The sequence below is a fragment of the Micromonospora sp. WMMA1976 genome (assembly GCF_027497335.1).
Taxonomy (GTDB): Bacteria; Actinomycetota; Actinomycetes; order Mycobacteriales; family Micromonosporaceae; genus Micromonospora; species Micromonospora aurantiaca.
Window position 1 is genome coordinate 3260659 of record NZ_CP114912.1, and the last position, 16228, is coordinate 3276886.

Here is a 16228-nt window from a genome sequence, read left to right on the forward strand (position 1 = left end):
ATCTAGAGGCATGACTACCGTACGGAACCGGGCGGCCGGATGGCACCGCCCCCTGATGCTCCTCGTGTCCGCGATGGCGGTGCTCACCGTCGTCGCCGCGGTCGGCGTCGTGGCCGACCCGCGCGTGTTGACCGGCGCGCCGATCTGGCTCAAGCCGCTGAAGTTCGCGATCTCGTTCGTCCTCTACGGCGTCACGCTGGCCTGGATGCTGTCCCTGCTGCCCCGCCGCAGCCGGGCGGCCGAGCGGGCCGCCACCGTGATCGTGGCCATGTCCGTGGTGGAGATGGTCGTCATCGTGGGTCAGGTGCTCCGGGGCACCACCAGTCACTACAACGAAACCACCACGCTGGACGCGGCGCTGTTCAGCGTCATGGGCGCAGCGATCACCGTCCTGTTCGCCGCCCAGCTCGTGCTGGCGGTCGTGCTGTCCCGCCGGTCCCTCGCCGACCGGGCCGGCGGCTACGCGGTCCGGCTCGGCCTCGCCGTGTCCCTGCTCGGCATGCTCGTCGCGTTCCCGATGGTGGCGCAGCAGCCGGCCGGCGCGCCCGCCGGGATCAGCGGAGCGCACAGCGTCGGTGTACCGGACGGCGGCCCGGGGCTACCGCTGGTCGGCTGGAGCACCACCGGCGGCGACCTGCGCGTCGGGCACTTCGTCGGCATGCACGCGTTGCAGGCGCTGCCGCTGCTGGCGATCCTGCTCGACCGGTTCCTCGGCAGGCGGCTGGACGAGCTGACCCGGGCCCGGCTGGTGCTCGTCGGCGGGGCCGCGTACGCGGCACTGACGCTGCTGGTGACCGCCCAGGCCCTGCGCGGGCAGCCGCTGCTCGCGCCGGACGGGCTCACGCTCGCCGCGGCGGCCGCGCTGGTCGTGGCCACGGCGGCGGCCACCGCGCTGGTGCTGGCCCGCCGGGCCCGCCGTACCGAGGTGGTGCTGGTCGGATGAGCACCGCGCTGTTCAGTCTGACGTTCGCGCTCGCGGCCCCGTTCTGGGCGCTGATGATCCTGGTGCCGCGCTGGTCCTGGACCGGCCGGATCGTCGGCTCGCCGCTGATCGTGGCGCCGGTGCTGCTCGTCTACGCGGCCCTGGTGCTCCCCGCGCTCGGCACGGTGCTGCCGGTGGTGACCGCGCCCACGCTCGACGGCCTGCGGGACCTGCTCGGCACCGCCGACGGCGCGGCGGCAGCCTGGGCCCACATGATCGCCTTCGACCTGTTCGTCGGCAGGTGGATCTGGCAGGACGCGCGGGAGCGAGGGCTGCCGGCCCTGCTCACCGCCCCGGTGCTGCTGCTCACCGTCCTGCTCGGCCCGATCGGGCTGGCCGTCCACCTCGGACTGCGCTCCGCGTGGCGGCGGCCGGCGAACGCGGTGGCTGCGGCCGCACCGGTTGCCTAGGCTGACGCGGTGAGCTGGGCCGGTCGGTTGTTCGACGCGCGGGACACGTTCGCGCGTGTCCTGCTGCTGGATCTCAGCGGCATCGGCTACCTGGTCTTCGGTCCGCACGGGAACTCGGCCGCCACCGGTACGCAGTGGGCGCTGGCGGTCCCGGCGTTCCTGCTGGCCCTGCTGTGCCACCGCCGGCCGCTGCTCAACCTGCTGCTCCAGTCGGCGCTGCTGGTCGCCGCGCTCGTGCTGGTCGACGACGTGGTGATCAACCAGGTCGGTGCGAGCTGGGCGCTGCTGGAGCTGACCATGCGGGCCACCCGGCCACGCACGATCTGGCTCGGCGCCGGGCTGCTCGCCGCCGTCGACCTTACCGACCTGATCGGGCTACCGGTCCGCGCGGCGTTCACCGGCCTGTTCGGGCTGGCCGTCACCGTCGGCCTGCCGCTGCTGCTCGGACTGGTCGTGCGGACCACCCGGGAACTCGGGCGGCAGGCCGAGGAGCGGGCCGAGGCGGAGCGGCGCCGGCGCGAGTCGGAGAGCCGGGCGGCCCGCGCCGACGAGCGCGGCGCCATCGCCCGCGAGCTGCACGACGTGCTCGCGCACCACGTCGCGTCGATGGTGCTGCGGGTCGGGGTGGCCCGGCACGTCCTGCCCGACCTGGATCCCCGGGTCGGCGAGGTGTTCGACGACGTGCACGCCACCGGCACGGCCGCGCTGACCGACCTGCGGCGGCTGGTGGCGGTGCTGCGCGACCCGGACGGCGTCCGCGGCGACGCCGCGCTGACCGCGATCGAGCCGTCGGCGCTGCCAGCCGCGCTCGGCGCGGCGGTCGACCGGGCCCGGCAGGCCGGCGTCGTCGTCGAGGCCGACATCGACCCGGCCGTCGGCACCCTCGACGCGGTACGCGGCCAGGCGGTGCTGCGACTGACCCAGGAGGCGTTGACGAACGTGGCGAAGCACGCCGGCGCGGCGGCCCGCGCACACCTGAGCGTGTCGGTCGAGGACGACGCGGTGCACTGGGCGGTCACCGACGACGGCCGGGGCGCCGCGCCGGCCGGGGTGCCCGCAGGCGGCGGCCACGGCATCGTCGGCATGCGGGAACGGGTCGAGGTGCTCGGCGGGCGGCTGGAGGCCGGGCCCACCGGGTCCGGCTGGCGGGTCCGTACCGTGCTGCCGGCGGCCGGGCCCGCCCGCCAGGCGCCCCGGCCCCGCGCGGGCACGCCGGAGCCGGCGTGATCCGGGTGCTGCTGGTCGACGACCAGCACCTCATCCGGGCCGGCCTGCGGATGCTCTGCGACGCCCAGCCCGACCTCGAGGTGGTCGGTGAGGCCGACAACGGCCGGGACGCGGTCGCCCTGGCCGCCCGGCTACGCCCCGACGTGGTGGTGATGGACCTGCGGATGCCCGGCGTCGACGGGATCACCGCGACCAGCCGGATCCTCGCCGACCGGCCCGTCACCCGGATCATGGTGCTCACCACGTTCGGCGACGACGACCACCTCTATCCCGCGCTGACCGCCGGCGCCTGCGGGTTCCTGCTCAAGGACGCGCCCCCGGCCGACCTGCTCGACGGCGTCCGCCGCGCCGCCGCCGGCGACAGCCCGTTCAGCCCGGACGTGCTGCGCCGGCTGGTCGACCGCGCGGTGCACGCCCGCGCCGGCGCGCCCCGGCGGACGGCCGACCTGACCGCCCGCGAGCGGGACGTGCTGGACCTGGTCGCCGACGGCCTGTCGAACACCGAGATCGCCGAACGGCTGCACATCGGGGTGACCACAGTGAAGACGCACATCACCAGCCTGATGACCAAGACCGGCAGCGCCAACCGGGTACGCCTGGCGCTGTGGGCGCGCGGCGGCTGACCGGGTCACTCCTCGATCGCGCCGCCCACCGCCCGCAGGTGCGCCCGGAACGTCAGCGCCGGATCCGCCTCCCGGGCCGCCAGGTAGGCGGCGAAGCCGACCTGCGACCGCAGCGACTCGCCGGCCCGGATCCGGTCCGCCTGCCGCCGCTCGGTGTCCCGGATGGACTCGGCCAGGTCGAACAGCTCCCCGGCCCGGTCGGCGGGTACGAACAGCACACCGTCGTCGTCGGCCAGCGCCAGATCCCCCGGGCCGACGGTGAACGGCCCGACCCGGGCGTGCGCCAGCGCCCCGTCCGGGCGCGGGTCCAGCTCCAACGGCCCGCTCGGGGTGGCGCCGAGGCTGAACACCGGCAGCCCGACCGCGACCAGGTCCGCGGTGTCCCGGTGCGCGCCCCACACCACCAGCCCGGCCAGGCCGGCGGCCCGCGCCTCCAGCACCACCAGGTCGCCGACGCAGGCCCGATCGGTGCGCCCGCCGTCGTCGACGACGAGCACGTCCCCCTCGGCGGCCTGCTCGATCGCCTCCAGGAAGACGTCCACGCTGCCGACGTGCCGGGCCGGGCGCACCCGGCCGGCCAGGCGCCGCCCGGGCAGCACCGGGACGACGGCGGCCGGGGCGCAGCGGACGGGGACACCGGCGCGCAGGCAGGCGTCGGCGACGTGGGCGGTGCTCAGCGCGGCGAAGCGCGCGGCCGGCGCGTCGTGACGGATGTCCATACGCCGACGCTAGCCAGCCGGACCGGCCCGGGCAGGTGCCAGTTGACGCCCGGTGGCCTTCGGCCGGTGCCGGACGCCGGACCGGCGCGGGACCGGCCGGCTCATCCGGGCGCGGGCCGGCGGGCGCGCCTCCGACTCCCCCGCGCCGGCGGCCCGGCGCACACTGCCGTTTGCGTCCTCGGGCCGGCAGCCGGTGGCCCGCAGCAGCTCGCTCTGCGCGGTCCGCAGGTCGCTGATCATCGCCTCGCCGAACGCGCGAACGCCCTGCGACCAGGCTCGCCCGGCCAGCTCGGCGCCGGACCGGACCAGTTCCCGGGTGCGTTCCAGGTTCGCACCGGACTTGCAGGCCCGCTTCATCTCCCGTACCGCCTGGCCGAGGCGGGCCACCGCGTCGGGCAGCGCGGGCGGAACCGGCTCGTCATACTGCAGCGCGGTGGCGGAGCGGCGGGCGATCGAGCGGGCGTACAGCACCAGGCGTTCGAGGTGCCGGGTCGCTTCGGCGTACCTGTGGAACTGGGCGCGGCGGTGCCAGCGGGCCGGCGCGATGGTGACCACCTCCTCGGCCCCGCTGAGCGCGTCGTTGAGCCGCCCGATGTCCGGTTCGATCCCGCGCAGGTCCTCCAGGGCGCGCTGGGCCGCGTCGGCGTCGCGGCGGGTCAGCGCGTGGGCGACGGCGTCGAGCCGCTCGGTGAGCCGGGCGACCACCGGTTCCACCGCCCGGTCCAGCACCCGGATCGGGTTGACCGGCAGCAGCAGCGCCACCACGAACAGGCCGACCAGGCCGCCGACCAGCGCGTCGAAGATACGGGGCAGCTCCAGGCCGGGCTGCACCGGCGCGAGCGTGGCGATCAGCACCGCCGTACCGCCGGCCTGGCCGACGAGCGCGCCGCCGCGCCCGGCCACCAGCAGCGCGGTGGCGATGGCCAGCGTGACCACCAGGCCGGTCTGCCAGGATCCGCTGCCCAGCAGCGCGCGCAGCAGGTCACCGACCAGGATGCCGAGGCCGACGCCGATGAGCAGCTCGAACGTGCGCCGGGCACGCTGGCCGATGGCGGTGGCGATGGTGCCGACCGCGGCCGCGGGGGCGAAGACGTGCGCGCCGGAGCCGAGCAGCTCGTCGGCGAGCAGCGCGGCGAGCGCCGCGGCCAGCCCGGCCTGCACGGAGATCACCACGGTGATCTCCAACTGGCGCAGCCGGTTGCGGCCGGCCGCGCCACTCTCGGCCCGGGCCCGGGACAGCGCGAGACCGCCCCGCTCGACCGCCCGGTCCAGGGGCGAGCGGACGGTGTCGGCGCGGCGGTCGGCCATGACGGCGGTTACCCGCCTCCGGGCCGGTGAATCGTCCGCCGTGCTCCCGCGCGCCTTGTGCGGGTCAGCTGCGGAACGTGCGGTCGAGCAGGTCGAACAGCGCCGTCCAGTGCCGCTTCGTGGCCTGCTCGTCGTACATCGGGGTGTCCGACTGGGTGTAGCCGTGGCGGGCACCGGCGTACACCTCGGAGCGGTACGTCACCCCGGCCGCGTCGAGCGTCTTCTCCAGCGTGGCGATCTGCTCGGCGGTCATCGACGGGTCGGCGTCGGCGTGCCCGAAGTAGAGCTCACCGGTCACCGCGCCGAGCGCCAGGTGCGGGCTGTCCGGGGCGTCGGTGACCACCCGGCCGGCGTGGAACGCTGCTACCGCGGCGATCCGGTCCGGCAGCGCCTCGATCGCGCGCAGCGCGTTCGTGCCGCCCATGCAGTAGCCGGTGATCACCGCCGGTCCCGGCGCGACGTCCGGCCGGGCGGCCAGGAAGTCCAGGTAGGCAGCGGTGTCGCGGGCCACCGCGTCCGGCGTCAACGCGGCCATCATCGGCCCGATGCTCTCGAACAGGGCGCCGCGGCGGCTGTCGTCGGCGAGCGCGCCGAGGTCGATCAGCGGGGCCCGGCCGGCGCGGTGGAACAGGTTGGGGGCGAGCACCACGTACCCGCGCTCGGCGATCGTGGCGGCCATCTCCGCGACCCGGGGCCGCAGCCCGAACGCGTCCATGAACAGCAGGACGGCCGGGAAGGGCCCGCCGGCCTCCGGCACGGCCAGGTAGGCGTCAGCGGTTCCGTCGGGGGTGGGCACGTCCACGGTCGTCGGCTGCACTGTCGGGGCCTCCTCGCTGCGGGTTCCGCGCTGCAGGCTACCCCCCGGCCCGGCGGCCGTTTGCGGAGGTCCAGCGTGGGAATCCGGCGATCCCGGCGGAGGAAGGCGGCGAGATGGACCAGGATCAGTTCATCGGCGCGGTGGCCCAGCGGTGCGGCGCGTCCGCGGAGCAGGCCACCGCGATCACCCGGGCGACCTTGACCACGCTGGCCGAGCGGATCGACGGCGGGGAGGCCCGTGACCTCGCCGATCGGCTGCCGGAGGCGCTGCGGGCGTACGCGTTCGGCCCGGCCGAGGACGCCGAACCGTTCGGGCTCGACGTGTTCGTGGAGCGGGTGAGCGGACGCGCCGACGTCGACGTGGACGCCGCCCGGGACGGCATCACCGCCGTGTTCGACGTGCTGCGCGACGCCGTCGATCCGGCCGCCTACGCTCAGGTCGTCACGCAGCTCCCGGCCGAGTACGGCGAGGTGGCCGACCAGAGCGCGCCGTACGTGCGGCGTACGGCGTGACGGGCGCGCGATGAGCGAGGACGCGCTGCGCCGGCCGCCCGCGGCCGACGCGCAGGAGCAGCGGCAGGACGAGACGCTCGTCGGCCCACCCGACACGGTCGACGCGGCGGTGCCCGAGGCGAGCGAGGCGGACCTGGCCGAGCAGGGTGTGCTGCGCGCGCCGAGCGACCGGGCGGGCCTGGGCGAGTCGGTGCGCGACGACCTCACCGCCGCCGACGCGGTGGAGCAGAACACGGAGATCCCGCTGCCCGACGAGGAGCACTGGGCCTGACCGCCTCAGTGGTCCGGGCTGTCGGAGCGGGCCATCAGCCGCAACGCGTTCGGATCCAGGCCGATGCGGACCGGCGTCTGCCCGTACGGCTCGCCGTCGACCTCGATGCGGGCCGGCCGGTCGGTGTCCAGCCACAGCTGACGGACCGCCAGGAACGGCTCGTCGCCGAGGGTGCGGCGGTGGCCGGCCGCCGCGTTGCGCGCCGTCTCGCGCAGCAGCCCGCGCCGGGTCGGCCCACCCACCGGGTACGCCACCAGCAGCCGGTCGTCGGCGGTGGCGTCGGCGGTGATCGGCCGGCCGGCGTGGAAACCGCCGTTCGCCACGTACACCTGGTGCGTGGTGAACGTGTGCTCGCGGCCCTCGGCGCGGACCGTCACGGCCAGCGGCCGGTGCCGGGCCAGCAGCCCCAGCCCGGTCATCGGGTACGCGAGCCGCCCGACGACCCGCTTCAGCCCCGGCGGAGCGGCCTGCATGATGTCGGCGGACAGCCCGATCCCGACGTGGTTGGTGAACCGGGTGTCACCGATCAGGCCCAGGTCGACGTCGATCACCTTGCCGCCGGTGAGCACCGCGATCGCGGCGTCGAGATCGAGCGGGACGCCGACCGTACGGGCGAAGTTGTTAGTGGTGCCCAGCGGCAGCAGGCCCATCGCGATGTCCCGGTGGGCTAGCAGCCGGGCCGCCGCGCCGACGGTGCCGTCACCGCCGCCGGTCACCAGCAGGTCCGGGCCCAGGTCGGCGGCCTCGGCGAGCACCCGGTCCAGCTCGCCGGGCCGGTCGACCGGGTACGCGCCGAGCAGCACGAAACCGGCCGCCCGCAGGCGTTCGTGGACGGTGTCGTAGAGCCGCCGGCCCCGGCGGGAGTGGGCGTTGACCACCAGCGCCGCGCGCCGTCGTTCCCGGATCGCCGTCGACAGCTCCTGCTTGGTCCGCACGGTTGCGACCCTATCCGGCGGCGCCGGGTCGCCGGTCGGCCGCCGCGCGCTGGTGGACGGCATCGGTTATCGTCGCGACGGCCGTGATCGTCGATCTTCGAGGGTGGATGTCCCGATGAACCAGCCGGCCGCGCCGCAGGTGACAGCGTCAGTGCCCCCGCTCACGCCGCCGACCCGTCCGGGGAGGGCCCTGGTCGGGCTGGCGCTGATCGTCCCGGCGGTGATCGTCTGGGTCTGGTCGTACGTCCTGCCCACGCTGTCCACTGTGTCCCGCAGCTTCCAGGCCGACGGGCCGCGCCGCTCGGGTGAGTCGGCCGGTACGGCGAACTACGAGGCCGCCTTCACCTCCGGGTTCGCCGGGCAGGTCGGGTTCGCGGTGCTGCTCGCCCTGATCCCGCTGGCGGTGGCGCTGCTCGCCGCGCCGCTGCTCGCGGTCCTCGCCGACCGGGCCGGCCGGGTCACCCGCCTGGTCACCCGGGGCGTGCTCGCGCTGCCGCTGGCCGCGTACGCACCGGTCGCGGTGTACCTCGGCCGGCGCGCCGAGGGCATCGAGAACGGCACTCTCACCCAGGATCTGCAGTCCCCCCGGGCGTTCCTCGTCTCGGCGCTGGCCCAGGTGACGTTCGGACTGGTCGTCGCGGTGGCCGCGACGCTGTACCTGAGCGCCCTGCGCCGCCGCGAGCCCGACCAGCGGCCCGCGCCCGCGATGCTGGCTGCCGGCGGGCTGCTCGGCCTGGGCGTCCTCGCCGCCGGCCTGCAGAACTACACCGCCCCGTCCATCCTGACCGGCGGCGGGCCGCGCGGCGACTACACGGCGACGCCGGTGTTCACCGCCGTGCAGACCTCGTTCCGGACGTTGCGCCTGGGCGTCGGATCGGCCACGTCGACGCTGCTGCTGGTGCTGCTCGGGCTGCTCGGGCTGGCCGCGGTGGCGCTCATCCTGGCCACCCGGCTGCGCATCGAGTTCGACGGCTGGCGGGACGGCCCGGCCGCCCGGGAGGCGGAGTCCTTCACCGGCCGCCGGCCGCTGCTCGTCGGGTCGACCGTCGCCGCGCTCGTCGTGGTCGTCGGCGTGACCGTCTGGGCGTCGCTGCCGTGGCTGCGGAACTTCTCCGCCGACACCGGGCCCCTGCCGCGGGGGGTCGAGACCTCGAACCTGTTCGCCAACACCTGGGTGCCGCCGCTGCTGTCCACACTCGTCGCGGTGACGCTCGCCGCGCTGGCCGGATTCGGGATCGGCGCGCTGCGGCCGCTCGGACGCTGGAGCGAACTGCTGCTGGTGCCGTTCGCGCCGTGGTTGTTCGTCGGTGCCGGCCCGCTGGCCATCGCCAATTTCGAACGCACGATGGAACGCGAACAGCTGGGCCTGTTCCTCGGCCTGGTGCCGCCCACCTGGCTGTCGGTGCCCGCGCTGTTCGCGTTCACGCTGCTGTTCCGGGGCCAGCACGAGCGGTGGCGCTCCGGCGGCGGCATCGGCCGTACGCTGCTGCTGCCGGCGCTGCCGATGCTGGCCGTGACCGCGTTGCCGACCTGGCTGGCACACGCCCAGTCGCCACTGTGGGCCACGCTGGTGGGCCGGGGCCCGGACAGCCTCACCGCGCCCGCGCTGGTGACGATGATCGCGAACCGTGCTTTCGGCGGCGGCGGTGAGCTTCCGCTGGGCCTGATCCTGCCGCTGCCGATGCTGATCCTGTTCGTGGTGCTGTTCGTCGCGCTCCTGGTCGGCTACGTGGAGCGGCTCGCCATCCGGGTGGGACGGCGCAGCGGCACGGACGCGCCGCCCGCCGGGGCGGACGAGCCGGTTCGCAAGGTCATCGCATAGGGAAACCCCCGATTACGCGCGGTGACGACGCGCCTAGCGTCAGGGGCATGGCATCTGACGCGCTCACACCGGTCCGGACCGCCCGTTCCCGCCGCGACGGCGGGCTCCCGCTGGGGCTGATCCTGCCCCTGCTCCTGCTCGCCCTGCTCGCGCCGGCCGGGTGCGACTCCGGCGGCGGCGGGATCGTCGACGCCGGGTCGGCCGACACCGCGGCGGACGGGGACGGCGGCGACCCGGACGCGGGCGCGGTGGACGACGTGCGGCCGCCGTGCCCGTTCACCGCCGCCCAGGTCTCCGAACTGGTCGACCGGAAGCTGCGCGACGAGGGCAACTGCTCGTTCGGCGACGGCGTCGCCCAGCTGGCGGTCACCACCGCCTCGGCGACCGCCGGCAAGGCCACCTACGACTACCAGTACGACCAGGCCGGCCAGCAGTACGAGAAGGTCGTCGACCTGGACCGGGGCGAGCGGGGCTACCTCGCGGTCAAGGACGTGCGCGGCGAGGCGGTGCTGATCGACGGCAAGGGCACGTACACGGTGACCATCAGCAGCTTCGAAGGCGGCACCGCAGGTAACGAGCAGATCCTGCGCCGCACGCTCGACGCGATCCCGGCCTGAGCGGGGGCCGGCATGCGAACCCGCCGACTGGTCGCGCTCGCGCTCGCGCTGGCCGCGGCCCTGCTCACCGCGTCCGCCGGTTGCGGCGGCGACGAACCGCCCGCCGCCGGTGGCGCCGTACCCGGTGCGGGCACGCCGGTCGCGGACCCGACCGGGGAGGCGCCGGCCGAGCCGAGCGCCGGACCGGTGGACGACGCCGCCGATGCGCCGCAGGCGTGCACGCTGGTGTCGAAGGACGACGCCGAGCGCCTCGCCGGCACGCCGCTGGAGGAACCGGTGGCGGCCGGGCAGTCCTGCACCTACACCGGCCCGGTGAGCGGGCCGACCGCCCAGGTCGAGGTGTTCGTGGGTGACGGCGCCAAGAAGTACCTCGACATCGAGCGGCAGCTCGGGCACGAGATCCGGGAGCTGACCGGCACGGCAGACGAGGCCCTGCTCACCTACGAGGCGTTCTTCCTGCGCAAGGGCGAGCTGTGGGTCGCGGTGCGGCTGATGCGGCTCAACGACCCGCAGGAGAACCGGGCGCCGCTGGAACGGCTCGCCCGTACCGTCGCCGGCCGGATGTGAGGCGGCCGGTGCGCGGCCGGCGGCTGCTCACGGCCGGCTTGGTGGTGCTGCTCGTGGTGACCGGCTGCGGCGGCCCCAGACCAGGCCCGGCCGACGCGGGCGACGGGGAGCCCCGGTACGGGCAGGCGCCGGTCCCGGGCAAGGACGTCACGCTGCAACCGGACGTGGTGCTCGTCGGCGGGGGCAGCCGCACCGTGCGGTCGGTGAGCCCGGACGGGCTGATCTGGCGGCTCGACCCCGGTGCCCGCGACGCCGACCGGCTCGCGCCCGGCCGGGTCATGTTCCTCACCGGACGCGGCGTGGGACGCGTGCTCGACCTGGCCGAGGAAGGCGGCGACCTTGTCGTCACGATCGGCCCGGTCACGCTCACCGAGGTGATCCGTGACGGCACGTTCGGCGGGGACGACGTCACGCTCGACCGCCCGACCGTCTACGTGGCCGGCGAGCCGTCGTGGACCCGGGACGCCGCGGCGGCCGGCGGCACGCTCGGCCGGGCCCGCCCGCTCGCCGTCGCGCCCGCGCAGCCGCCACCCGCGCCGGGCGGGCAGGCCGCCGCGAGCGCCCACGGCTACCGGGTCCGGACGTTCTGCTGCGCCGGTGGCGTCGGCACGCACTTCACGTACGACGACGGCGGCCTCCGGCTGGCCGGCACCGTGACGCTGACCGTGGGCCGACCGGCCGCGTCGTTCCACCTGGCCATCGGCGCCGGCAAGGTGACCCGGGCCGAACTGGAGATCGGTGGCGGCTTCGGCATCAAGGTGGACTTCACCGCCGGGATCGACGGCGGGCAGAACCACCGCCGGACGTTCCCGGTCCCGGTCGACATCGCGTTCCCGATCGGGCTGGTCGCCGGCCTGCCGCTGTCGTTCACGGTGAGCCAGACGCTTGAGGTGGCCACCGCGTTCGGCGCGAAACTGGGCACGTTCCGCGGCTCCGGCGAGTACGCCCTCGCCGGCAAGCTCGGGTTCGGCTACGCGGGCGGCCAGGTGGGCTCGCGCGTGACCGAGGGCTTCGCCCGCCGGGTGAGCCTGCTCGACTCGCTCACCGGTGTGCCGGTCGGCGTGATGGGGCTTGTCGTCCGGCACGGCGTGCGGTTCACCTTGGGCATCAGCGCGTTCCTGTTCACCGCCGGGATCTGGTTCGAGCTGGTCACCTCGTACGGCGCCACCATCGGGTCCGCGCTCGGCGCTCCGTACGCGCTGTGCCGGGGCGTCGGGCTCGGCGTGCGGGCGCGGTTCGGGATCGGCTACCGGATCCTGGAACCCGTCGTCCAGGTGATCAACAAGTTCCTCAGCCTGCTCAGCCCGTCCCGGGCCCCGCGGATACCGCCGATCGTGGCGTCCGCCGGACCGAGCTGGAGCGCCGACGTCTACCGCAACCAGGAGGTGATCCCGCCCGTCTCGATATGCGGACAGGTTCCCGGCTAGGCCGCGCCGACGCTGGGTCCACGGGCGCCGCTGTGCCACCATCCCGCCATGGACGCCGCACTGGTCGGCCGCGACGCGGTCGTCGAGCGGGTGTGGCGTGCCCTGACCGCCGGTGCGCCGGTGCTCCTCGACGGCCCGAGCGGCATCGGCAAGACCGCGCTCTGGCGGGCGGTGGTCGCCCACGCCGGGCGGACCGGCTGGCGGGTGCTGTCCGCCGCACCCACCGAGGCCGAGAGCGCGCTGCCGTACGCGGCACTCGCCGACGTGCTGCGCCCGCTCGCGGACGCGCTGCCGGGGCTGCCCGCACCGCAGCGGGCCGCGGCCGACATGGTGCTGCTGACCGGTGAGCACGACGGCGCGGTGGACGAACGGGCGGTGGGCGCGGCCACATACACGCTGCTCGACGCGGCGGTCACCGGCGCGCCCCGGGTCCTGCTCGCGGTCGACGATCCGCAGTGGCTGGACCCGCCGAGCGCCCGGGCACTGCGGTTCGCGCTGCGCCGGCTGAACCGGTGGCCCGCCGTCCTGGCCACGCACCGCACCGGGGACGACCCGCCGTTTCCGGTGCCGCTCGGGCTGGACGACGACCCGGCCGGACGGCACCGGCTGCTACGCGCCGACGTACCGCCGCTGGCCCCGGCGGACCTGCACCGCGTCCTGGCGGCCCGGCTCGGCGGCACGCTCAGCCGGCCGCTCACCGACCGGCTGGCCCGCGACGCCGACGGCAACCCGCTGCTCGCCATCGAGCTGGCCCGGGCGGTGCTGCGGCTGCCCCGCCCGCCCGCGCACGACGAGGACCTGCCCGTACCGTCGTCGCTGCGCCTGCTGCTCGCCGAGACGCTGCGGGCGCTGCCCGGCCCGAGCCGCGACGCGGTGCGGCTGGCCGCGCTGCTGACCGTGCCGACGGTGCGCGACCTGGCGTCGGCGGACGTGCCGGCCGGGGCGCTGGACGCGGCCGAGGACGCCGGGCTGGTCGCGGTCACGGCGAGCCGGATCGATTTCGCGCACCCCCGGTACGCGGCGGCGGTGCGCGAGAGCATCCCGCCGGGAGCCCGGCGGCGGCTGCACGCGCTGCTCGCCGGCGCGGTCGCCGACCCGGACGAGCGGGCCCGGCACCTGTCCCGGTGCACCGTCGCGCCGGACGCCGCCGTCGCGGCCGACCTGGCCGCGGCGGCGGCCCGGCAGCGGATGCGCGGCGCGTCCGCGCTCGCCGCCGACTGGTACGCCCGGGCCGCCGAGCTGACCCCGCCGTCGGCTGCCGCCGAGCGGAACCGGCGCCGCCTCGACGCGGTGCAGTGCCGCATCGACAGCGGCGACTACGCGGCGGCCGGGCGGGCTGCCGAGGTGGCGGCGGGTGAGCTGACCGGCGCCGAGCGGGGCGAGGCGCTGCTGTTGCGCGCGCTCGTCGCCTGGTGCGCCGACGACCTGGTCACCGCCGTCCGCGTCGCCGAGCAGGCGCTCGCCGCCGCCGGGCCGGACGGCGACCTGGCCGGGCGGATCCACACCCACCTGACCATGTTCCACGACCAGCCGGAGCCCGCCCGCCGGCACGCGCGGGCCGCGATCGCCCGCCTGTCCGACCGCGACGAGCACCGCCCGCTGCTCACCGCCGCGCTGCTGCTGCTGTTCTTCCACGAGGTACGCGCCGGCGGCCCGGCGTCCACCGAGCTGCTGGACCGGGCGCTGGCGCTGGAGGGCGGTGAACCGTCCTTCCTGGCCGGTTCGGTACCGGCGATCTGGTGGAAGTCGGTCGACGACCACGACCGGGCGCGGGCCCGGCTGCACCTGATGCTGGACCTGGCGGTGGCGCGCGGCGACGATCCGCTGCGGCACGAGGTGCTCACCCACCTCGGCGAGACGGAACTGCTGGCGGGACGCTTCGCCGAGGCCGGGACGCACATCGCCGCGGCCCGTGACCTGGGTGAGCAGCTGGGCACCGGGCTGGTGGGCGAGAGCTGGCTGGGCGGCGTGCTCGACGCGCACCGGGGACGGCTGGCTCAGGCCGGCGCGGCAGCGGCCGGGCTGCGCCGCGACGACGACCTCGGCGACGCCTGGAGCCGCCGGCTGCACCACCAGCTCACCGGGCTGGTGGCGCTTGCGTCCGGGGAGTGGGCCGCCGCCGCGGCGGCGTACGGCGCGCTCGCCGCCGACCTGGACGGATCGGGCATCGCCGAACCGCTGGGGCAGCGCTTCGAGCCGGACTGGATCGAAGCGTGCGTGGGCGCCGGTGACCTGGACACCGCGCACGCCGCGCTGGACCGGCTGGCCCGGCGCCACAGCCGGCTGCCGCGTCCGTGGACGACGCTGGGTCTGGCCCGCAGCCGGGTGCTGCTGGCCGGGGCCACCGGGACGGATCCGGGCACGGCGCTGGACGCGCTGACGCAGGCCCGGGCCGCGGTGCCGGAGGCGGTGCTGCCGCTGGACCGGGCCCGCTGCCTCCTCGCCGCCGGGCGCGCGTACCGGCGGGTGCGGCGACGCCGGGAGGCGCGGGAGGCGCTGGACGCGGCAGTGGCCGAGTTCGACGCGCTCGGCGCGTCCGCGTTCGCCGACCGGGCGCGGGCGGAGCTGGGCCGCATCGGCGCCCGCACCCCGGCGCCGACGACGCTCACCGCGACCGAGGAGCGGGTGGCCCGGCTCGCCGCGCGGGGGCAGACGAACCGGCTCATCGCCGACGCGCTCTACATCAGCCCGAAGACGGTCGAGGCCAACCTGGCCCGGGTCTACCGCAAGCTGGGCATCACCAGCCGCGCCGAGCTGGGCGCGGCGATGGGCCGGCCGCCCGGCGACTGAGACGGTCAGGACGCGGCGAGCGCGTCCAGGTGCGCGCCGAGCAGTTCCCGGGCGCGCCGGGGCGGCATCCGGTCGGGGTGCAGCAGCGCGTGCAGCGCGAGCCCGTCGAGCACCGCGTGCAGCCCCGCGACCGCCTCGGGGTCGGCGGCCGGTTCCCCGGTGAGCAGCGTGACGGCGAACTCGACGGCGCGTCGGATGCCGTCGTCCGCCTCGGCCGTCCGGGCGCGGGCGGCCGGGTCGGTCGGGGCGCGCGCGGCGAGCAGCAGCCACACCTCGGCCTCGCGGACGCGCTGGCGGTCGAGCGGCAGCAGTTGTTCCAGGATCCGCTGGGCGACCTCGCGCGGGCTGCCGCTGCGGTCGCCTCCGGTGATCCGCGAGGCCGCCTCGGCCTGCACGTGCTCCATGGCGAACACCAGCAGCTCGGTCTGGGTGGCGAAGTAGTGCCGCAGTGCGCTCGGTGACCAGCCCGCCTCGGCCGCGATGCTGCGGACGGTGGCGGCGCCGACGCCGTCGCGGTAGACGACCCGCCACATCGCCCGCGCCAGTTCGGCACGTCGCGCGTCGTGGTCGACGATCTTGGGCACGGGCCCCTCCGGAACCTGGTCGACGAGCGCTGTTACGGTTATCGCACAGCGTACTAAAAAAGGAGACCGCATGCTCGTGGCAGTGATCGTCGGATGCGAGGTGGCGTTCTGGGTGGTGCTGCTCGCCGGACTGATCGCCCGGTACCCGCTGCGCCGGCCCCGCCTCGGCGCCGCACTGCTGATCGCCGTGCCGGTCGTCGACCTGGTGCTGCTGGCCGCCACGATGATCGACCTGCGCCGGGGCGCGACAGCCACGTTCGCCCACGGCCTCGCCGCCGCGTACCTCGGGTTCTCGGTGGCGTTCGGGCACAGCATGGTGCGCTGGGCCGACCAGCGGTTCGCGCACCGGTTCGCCGGCGGTCCTCCCCCGAGCCGGGCGCCCCGGTACGGAATGGCACGGGCCCGGCACGAGTGGCGCGAGTGGGGCAAGGGCATGCTCGGCTGGGCCGTCGCCTGCGGCGTGCTGCTCGCCGGCATCGCCGTGGTGGGCGACGGCGAGCGCACCGCCGAGCTGTGGGCGTGGACCGGACGGCTCAGCGTGGTGATGGCGGGCTGGCTGGTGTTCTGGCCGGTCGCGTACACCGTCTTCCCGAAACGGGCGCCGCGCGACGCGTGAG

General features: G+C 76.0%; 17 protein-coding genes. 12 read left to right on the plus strand and 5 right to left on the minus strand.

The annotated features are described in order from the left end of the window. Positions 1 to 10: 10 nt before the first annotated feature. The 4 genes from O7546_RS15125 to O7546_RS15140 are packed head-to-tail and all read left to right on the plus strand — an operon-like array spanning position 11 to position 3242. Positions 11 to 943 (plus strand): hypothetical protein, encoded by a 933-nt coding sequence (locus O7546_RS15125; protein ID WP_281601118.1) that lies wholly within the window; start codon positions 11 to 13, stop codon positions 941 to 943. Then, the gene (locus O7546_RS15130; RefSeq protein WP_194799402.1) at positions 940 to 1392 is read left to right on the plus strand and encodes an ABA4-like family protein; all 453 of its coding nucleotides are present in this window, start codon (positions 940 to 942) and stop codon (positions 1390 to 1392) included. The genes O7546_RS15125 and O7546_RS15130 overlap by 4 nt, the downstream gene beginning before the upstream one ends. Positions 1393 to 1401: 9 nt before the next feature. Beyond that, positions 1402 to 2619 carry a histidine kinase gene (locus O7546_RS15135; protein WP_269697050.1) on the plus strand — a complete coding sequence of 406 codons (1218 nt, stop codon included), beginning with the start codon at positions 1402 to 1404 and terminating at the stop codon, positions 2617 to 2619. Then, positions 2616 to 3242, plus strand: coding sequence for a response regulator transcription factor (locus tag O7546_RS15140; protein ID WP_194799400.1), 627 nt, complete (start codon positions 2616 to 2618; stop codon positions 3240 to 3242). The genes O7546_RS15135 and O7546_RS15140 overlap by 4 nt, the downstream gene beginning before the upstream one ends. A 5-nt stretch (positions 3243 to 3247) precedes the next feature. On the opposite strand, the gene O7546_RS15145 is transcribed toward O7546_RS15140, so the two are convergent. The 3 genes from O7546_RS15145 to O7546_RS15155 all read right to left on the minus strand — a co-directional run bounded on the left by O7546_RS15145 (position 3248) and on the right by O7546_RS15155 (position 6086). After that, positions 3248 to 3961, minus strand: coding sequence for an RraA family protein (locus O7546_RS15145; protein ID WP_281601119.1), 714 nt, complete (start codon positions 3959 to 3961; stop codon positions 3248 to 3250). Between the two features lie 9 nt (positions 3962 to 3970). After that, positions 3971 to 5269: an FUSC family protein gene (locus O7546_RS15150; RefSeq protein ID WP_281601120.1), complete on the minus strand. Its 1299-nt coding sequence runs from the start codon at positions 5267 to 5269 to the stop codon at positions 3971 to 3973. 64 nt (positions 5270 to 5333) lie between these two features. Then, on the minus strand, positions 5334 to 6086 hold the full coding sequence (locus tag O7546_RS15155) for a dienelactone hydrolase family protein (protein ID WP_269697051.1): 753 nt from the start codon (positions 6084 to 6086) through the stop codon (positions 5334 to 5336). 113 nt (positions 6087 to 6199) lie between these two features. On the opposite strand from O7546_RS15155, the gene O7546_RS15160 reads away from it, so the two are divergent. Both O7546_RS15160 and O7546_RS15165 read left to right on the plus strand, forming a co-directional pair. Continuing rightward, positions 6200 to 6598, plus strand: coding sequence for a DUF2267 domain-containing protein (locus O7546_RS15160; protein WP_135240288.1), 399 nt, complete (start codon positions 6200 to 6202; stop codon positions 6596 to 6598). Between the two features lie 10 nt (positions 6599 to 6608). Beyond that, positions 6609 to 6869: a hypothetical protein gene (locus O7546_RS15165; protein ID WP_194799396.1), complete on the plus strand. Its 261-nt coding sequence runs from the start codon at positions 6609 to 6611 to the stop codon at positions 6867 to 6869. Positions 6870 to 6874: 5 nt separating this feature from the next. Here O7546_RS15165 and O7546_RS15170 read toward each other — a convergent pair whose 3' ends face one another. Further along, positions 6875 to 7804, minus strand: coding sequence for a diacylglycerol kinase family protein (locus tag O7546_RS15170; protein ID WP_194799395.1), 930 nt, complete (start codon positions 7802 to 7804; stop codon positions 6875 to 6877). Positions 7805 to 7919: 115 nt separating this feature from the next. Between O7546_RS15170 and O7546_RS15175 the strand changes: the two genes are divergently transcribed. From O7546_RS15175 to O7546_RS15195, 5 genes are read left to right on the plus strand one after another with little or no spacing between them, the layout of a single operon-like run. Further along, positions 7920 to 9626 carry a sugar ABC transporter permease gene (locus tag O7546_RS15175; RefSeq protein WP_281601121.1) on the plus strand — a complete coding sequence of 569 codons (1707 nt, stop codon included), beginning with the start codon at positions 7920 to 7922 and terminating at the stop codon, positions 9624 to 9626. A gap of 47 nt (positions 9627 to 9673) precedes the next feature. Continuing rightward, positions 9674 to 10243, plus strand: a complete 570-nt coding sequence (locus O7546_RS15180; RefSeq protein ID WP_269697053.1) for a hypothetical protein — start codon at positions 9674 to 9676, stop codon at positions 10241 to 10243. A gap of 12 nt (positions 10244 to 10255) precedes the next feature. Then, positions 10256 to 10810, plus strand: a complete 555-nt coding sequence (locus O7546_RS15185; protein WP_194799392.1) for a hypothetical protein — start codon at positions 10256 to 10258, stop codon at positions 10808 to 10810. A gap of 8 nt (positions 10811 to 10818) precedes the next feature. Continuing rightward, positions 10819 to 12237 (plus strand): hypothetical protein, encoded by a 1419-nt coding sequence (locus O7546_RS15190; protein WP_194799457.1) that lies wholly within the window; start codon positions 10819 to 10821, stop codon positions 12235 to 12237. A gap of 48 nt (positions 12238 to 12285) precedes the next feature. Next, positions 12286 to 15027 carry a LuxR family transcriptional regulator gene (locus O7546_RS15195; protein ID WP_281601122.1) on the plus strand — a complete coding sequence of 914 codons (2742 nt, stop codon included), beginning with the start codon at positions 12286 to 12288 and terminating at the stop codon, positions 15025 to 15027. A 5-nt stretch (positions 15028 to 15032) separates the two neighbouring features. Here O7546_RS15195 and O7546_RS15200 read toward each other — a convergent pair whose 3' ends face one another. Further along, positions 15033 to 15611 (minus strand): TetR family transcriptional regulator C-terminal domain-containing protein, encoded by a 579-nt coding sequence (locus O7546_RS15200; protein ID WP_194799390.1) that lies wholly within the window; start codon positions 15609 to 15611, stop codon positions 15033 to 15035. A gap of 70 nt (positions 15612 to 15681) precedes the next feature. On the opposite strand from O7546_RS15200, the gene O7546_RS15205 reads away from it, so the two are divergent. Next, a complete protein-coding gene (locus O7546_RS15205; RefSeq protein ID WP_194799389.1) occupies positions 15682 to 16227 on the plus strand; it encodes a hypothetical protein in 546 nt (181 codons plus the stop codon). Position 16228: the final 1 nt, after the last annotated feature.

Excerpts from the sequence above, each read along its gene's own strand:
- O7546_RS15125 (WP_281601118.1), top strand. The coding sequence starts at position 11 with ATGACTACCGTACGGAACCGGGCGGCCGGATGGCACCGCCCCCTGATG.
- O7546_RS15130 (WP_194799402.1), top strand. The coding sequence starts at position 940 with ATGAGCACCGCGCTGTTCAGTCTGACGTTCGCGCTCGCGGCCCCGTTC.
- O7546_RS15145 (WP_281601119.1), bottom strand. The coding sequence starts at position 3,961 with ATGGACATCCGTCACGACGCGCCGGCCGCGCGCTTCGCCGCGCTGAGC.
- O7546_RS15150 (WP_281601120.1), bottom strand. The coding sequence starts at position 5,269 with ATGGCCGACCGCCGCGCCGACACCGTCCGCTCGCCCCTGGACCGGGCG.
- O7546_RS15160 (WP_135240288.1), top strand. The coding sequence starts at position 6,200 with ATGGACCAGGATCAGTTCATCGGCGCGGTGGCCCAGCGGTGCGGCGCG.
- O7546_RS15165 (WP_194799396.1), top strand. The coding sequence starts at position 6,609 with ATGAGCGAGGACGCGCTGCGCCGGCCGCCCGCGGCCGACGCGCAGGAG.
- O7546_RS15175 (WP_281601121.1), top strand. The coding sequence starts at position 7,920 with ATGAACCAGCCGGCCGCGCCGCAGGTGACAGCGTCAGTGCCCCCGCTC.
- O7546_RS15180 (WP_269697053.1), top strand. The coding sequence starts at position 9,674 with ATGGCATCTGACGCGCTCACACCGGTCCGGACCGCCCGTTCCCGCCGC.
- O7546_RS15185 (WP_194799392.1), top strand. The coding sequence starts at position 10,256 with ATGCGAACCCGCCGACTGGTCGCGCTCGCGCTCGCGCTGGCCGCGGCC.
- O7546_RS15195 (WP_281601122.1), top strand. The coding sequence starts at position 12,286 with ATGGACGCCGCACTGGTCGGCCGCGACGCGGTCGTCGAGCGGGTGTGG.
- O7546_RS15205 (WP_194799389.1), top strand. The coding sequence starts at position 15,682 with ATGCTCGTGGCAGTGATCGTCGGATGCGAGGTGGCGTTCTGGGTGGTG.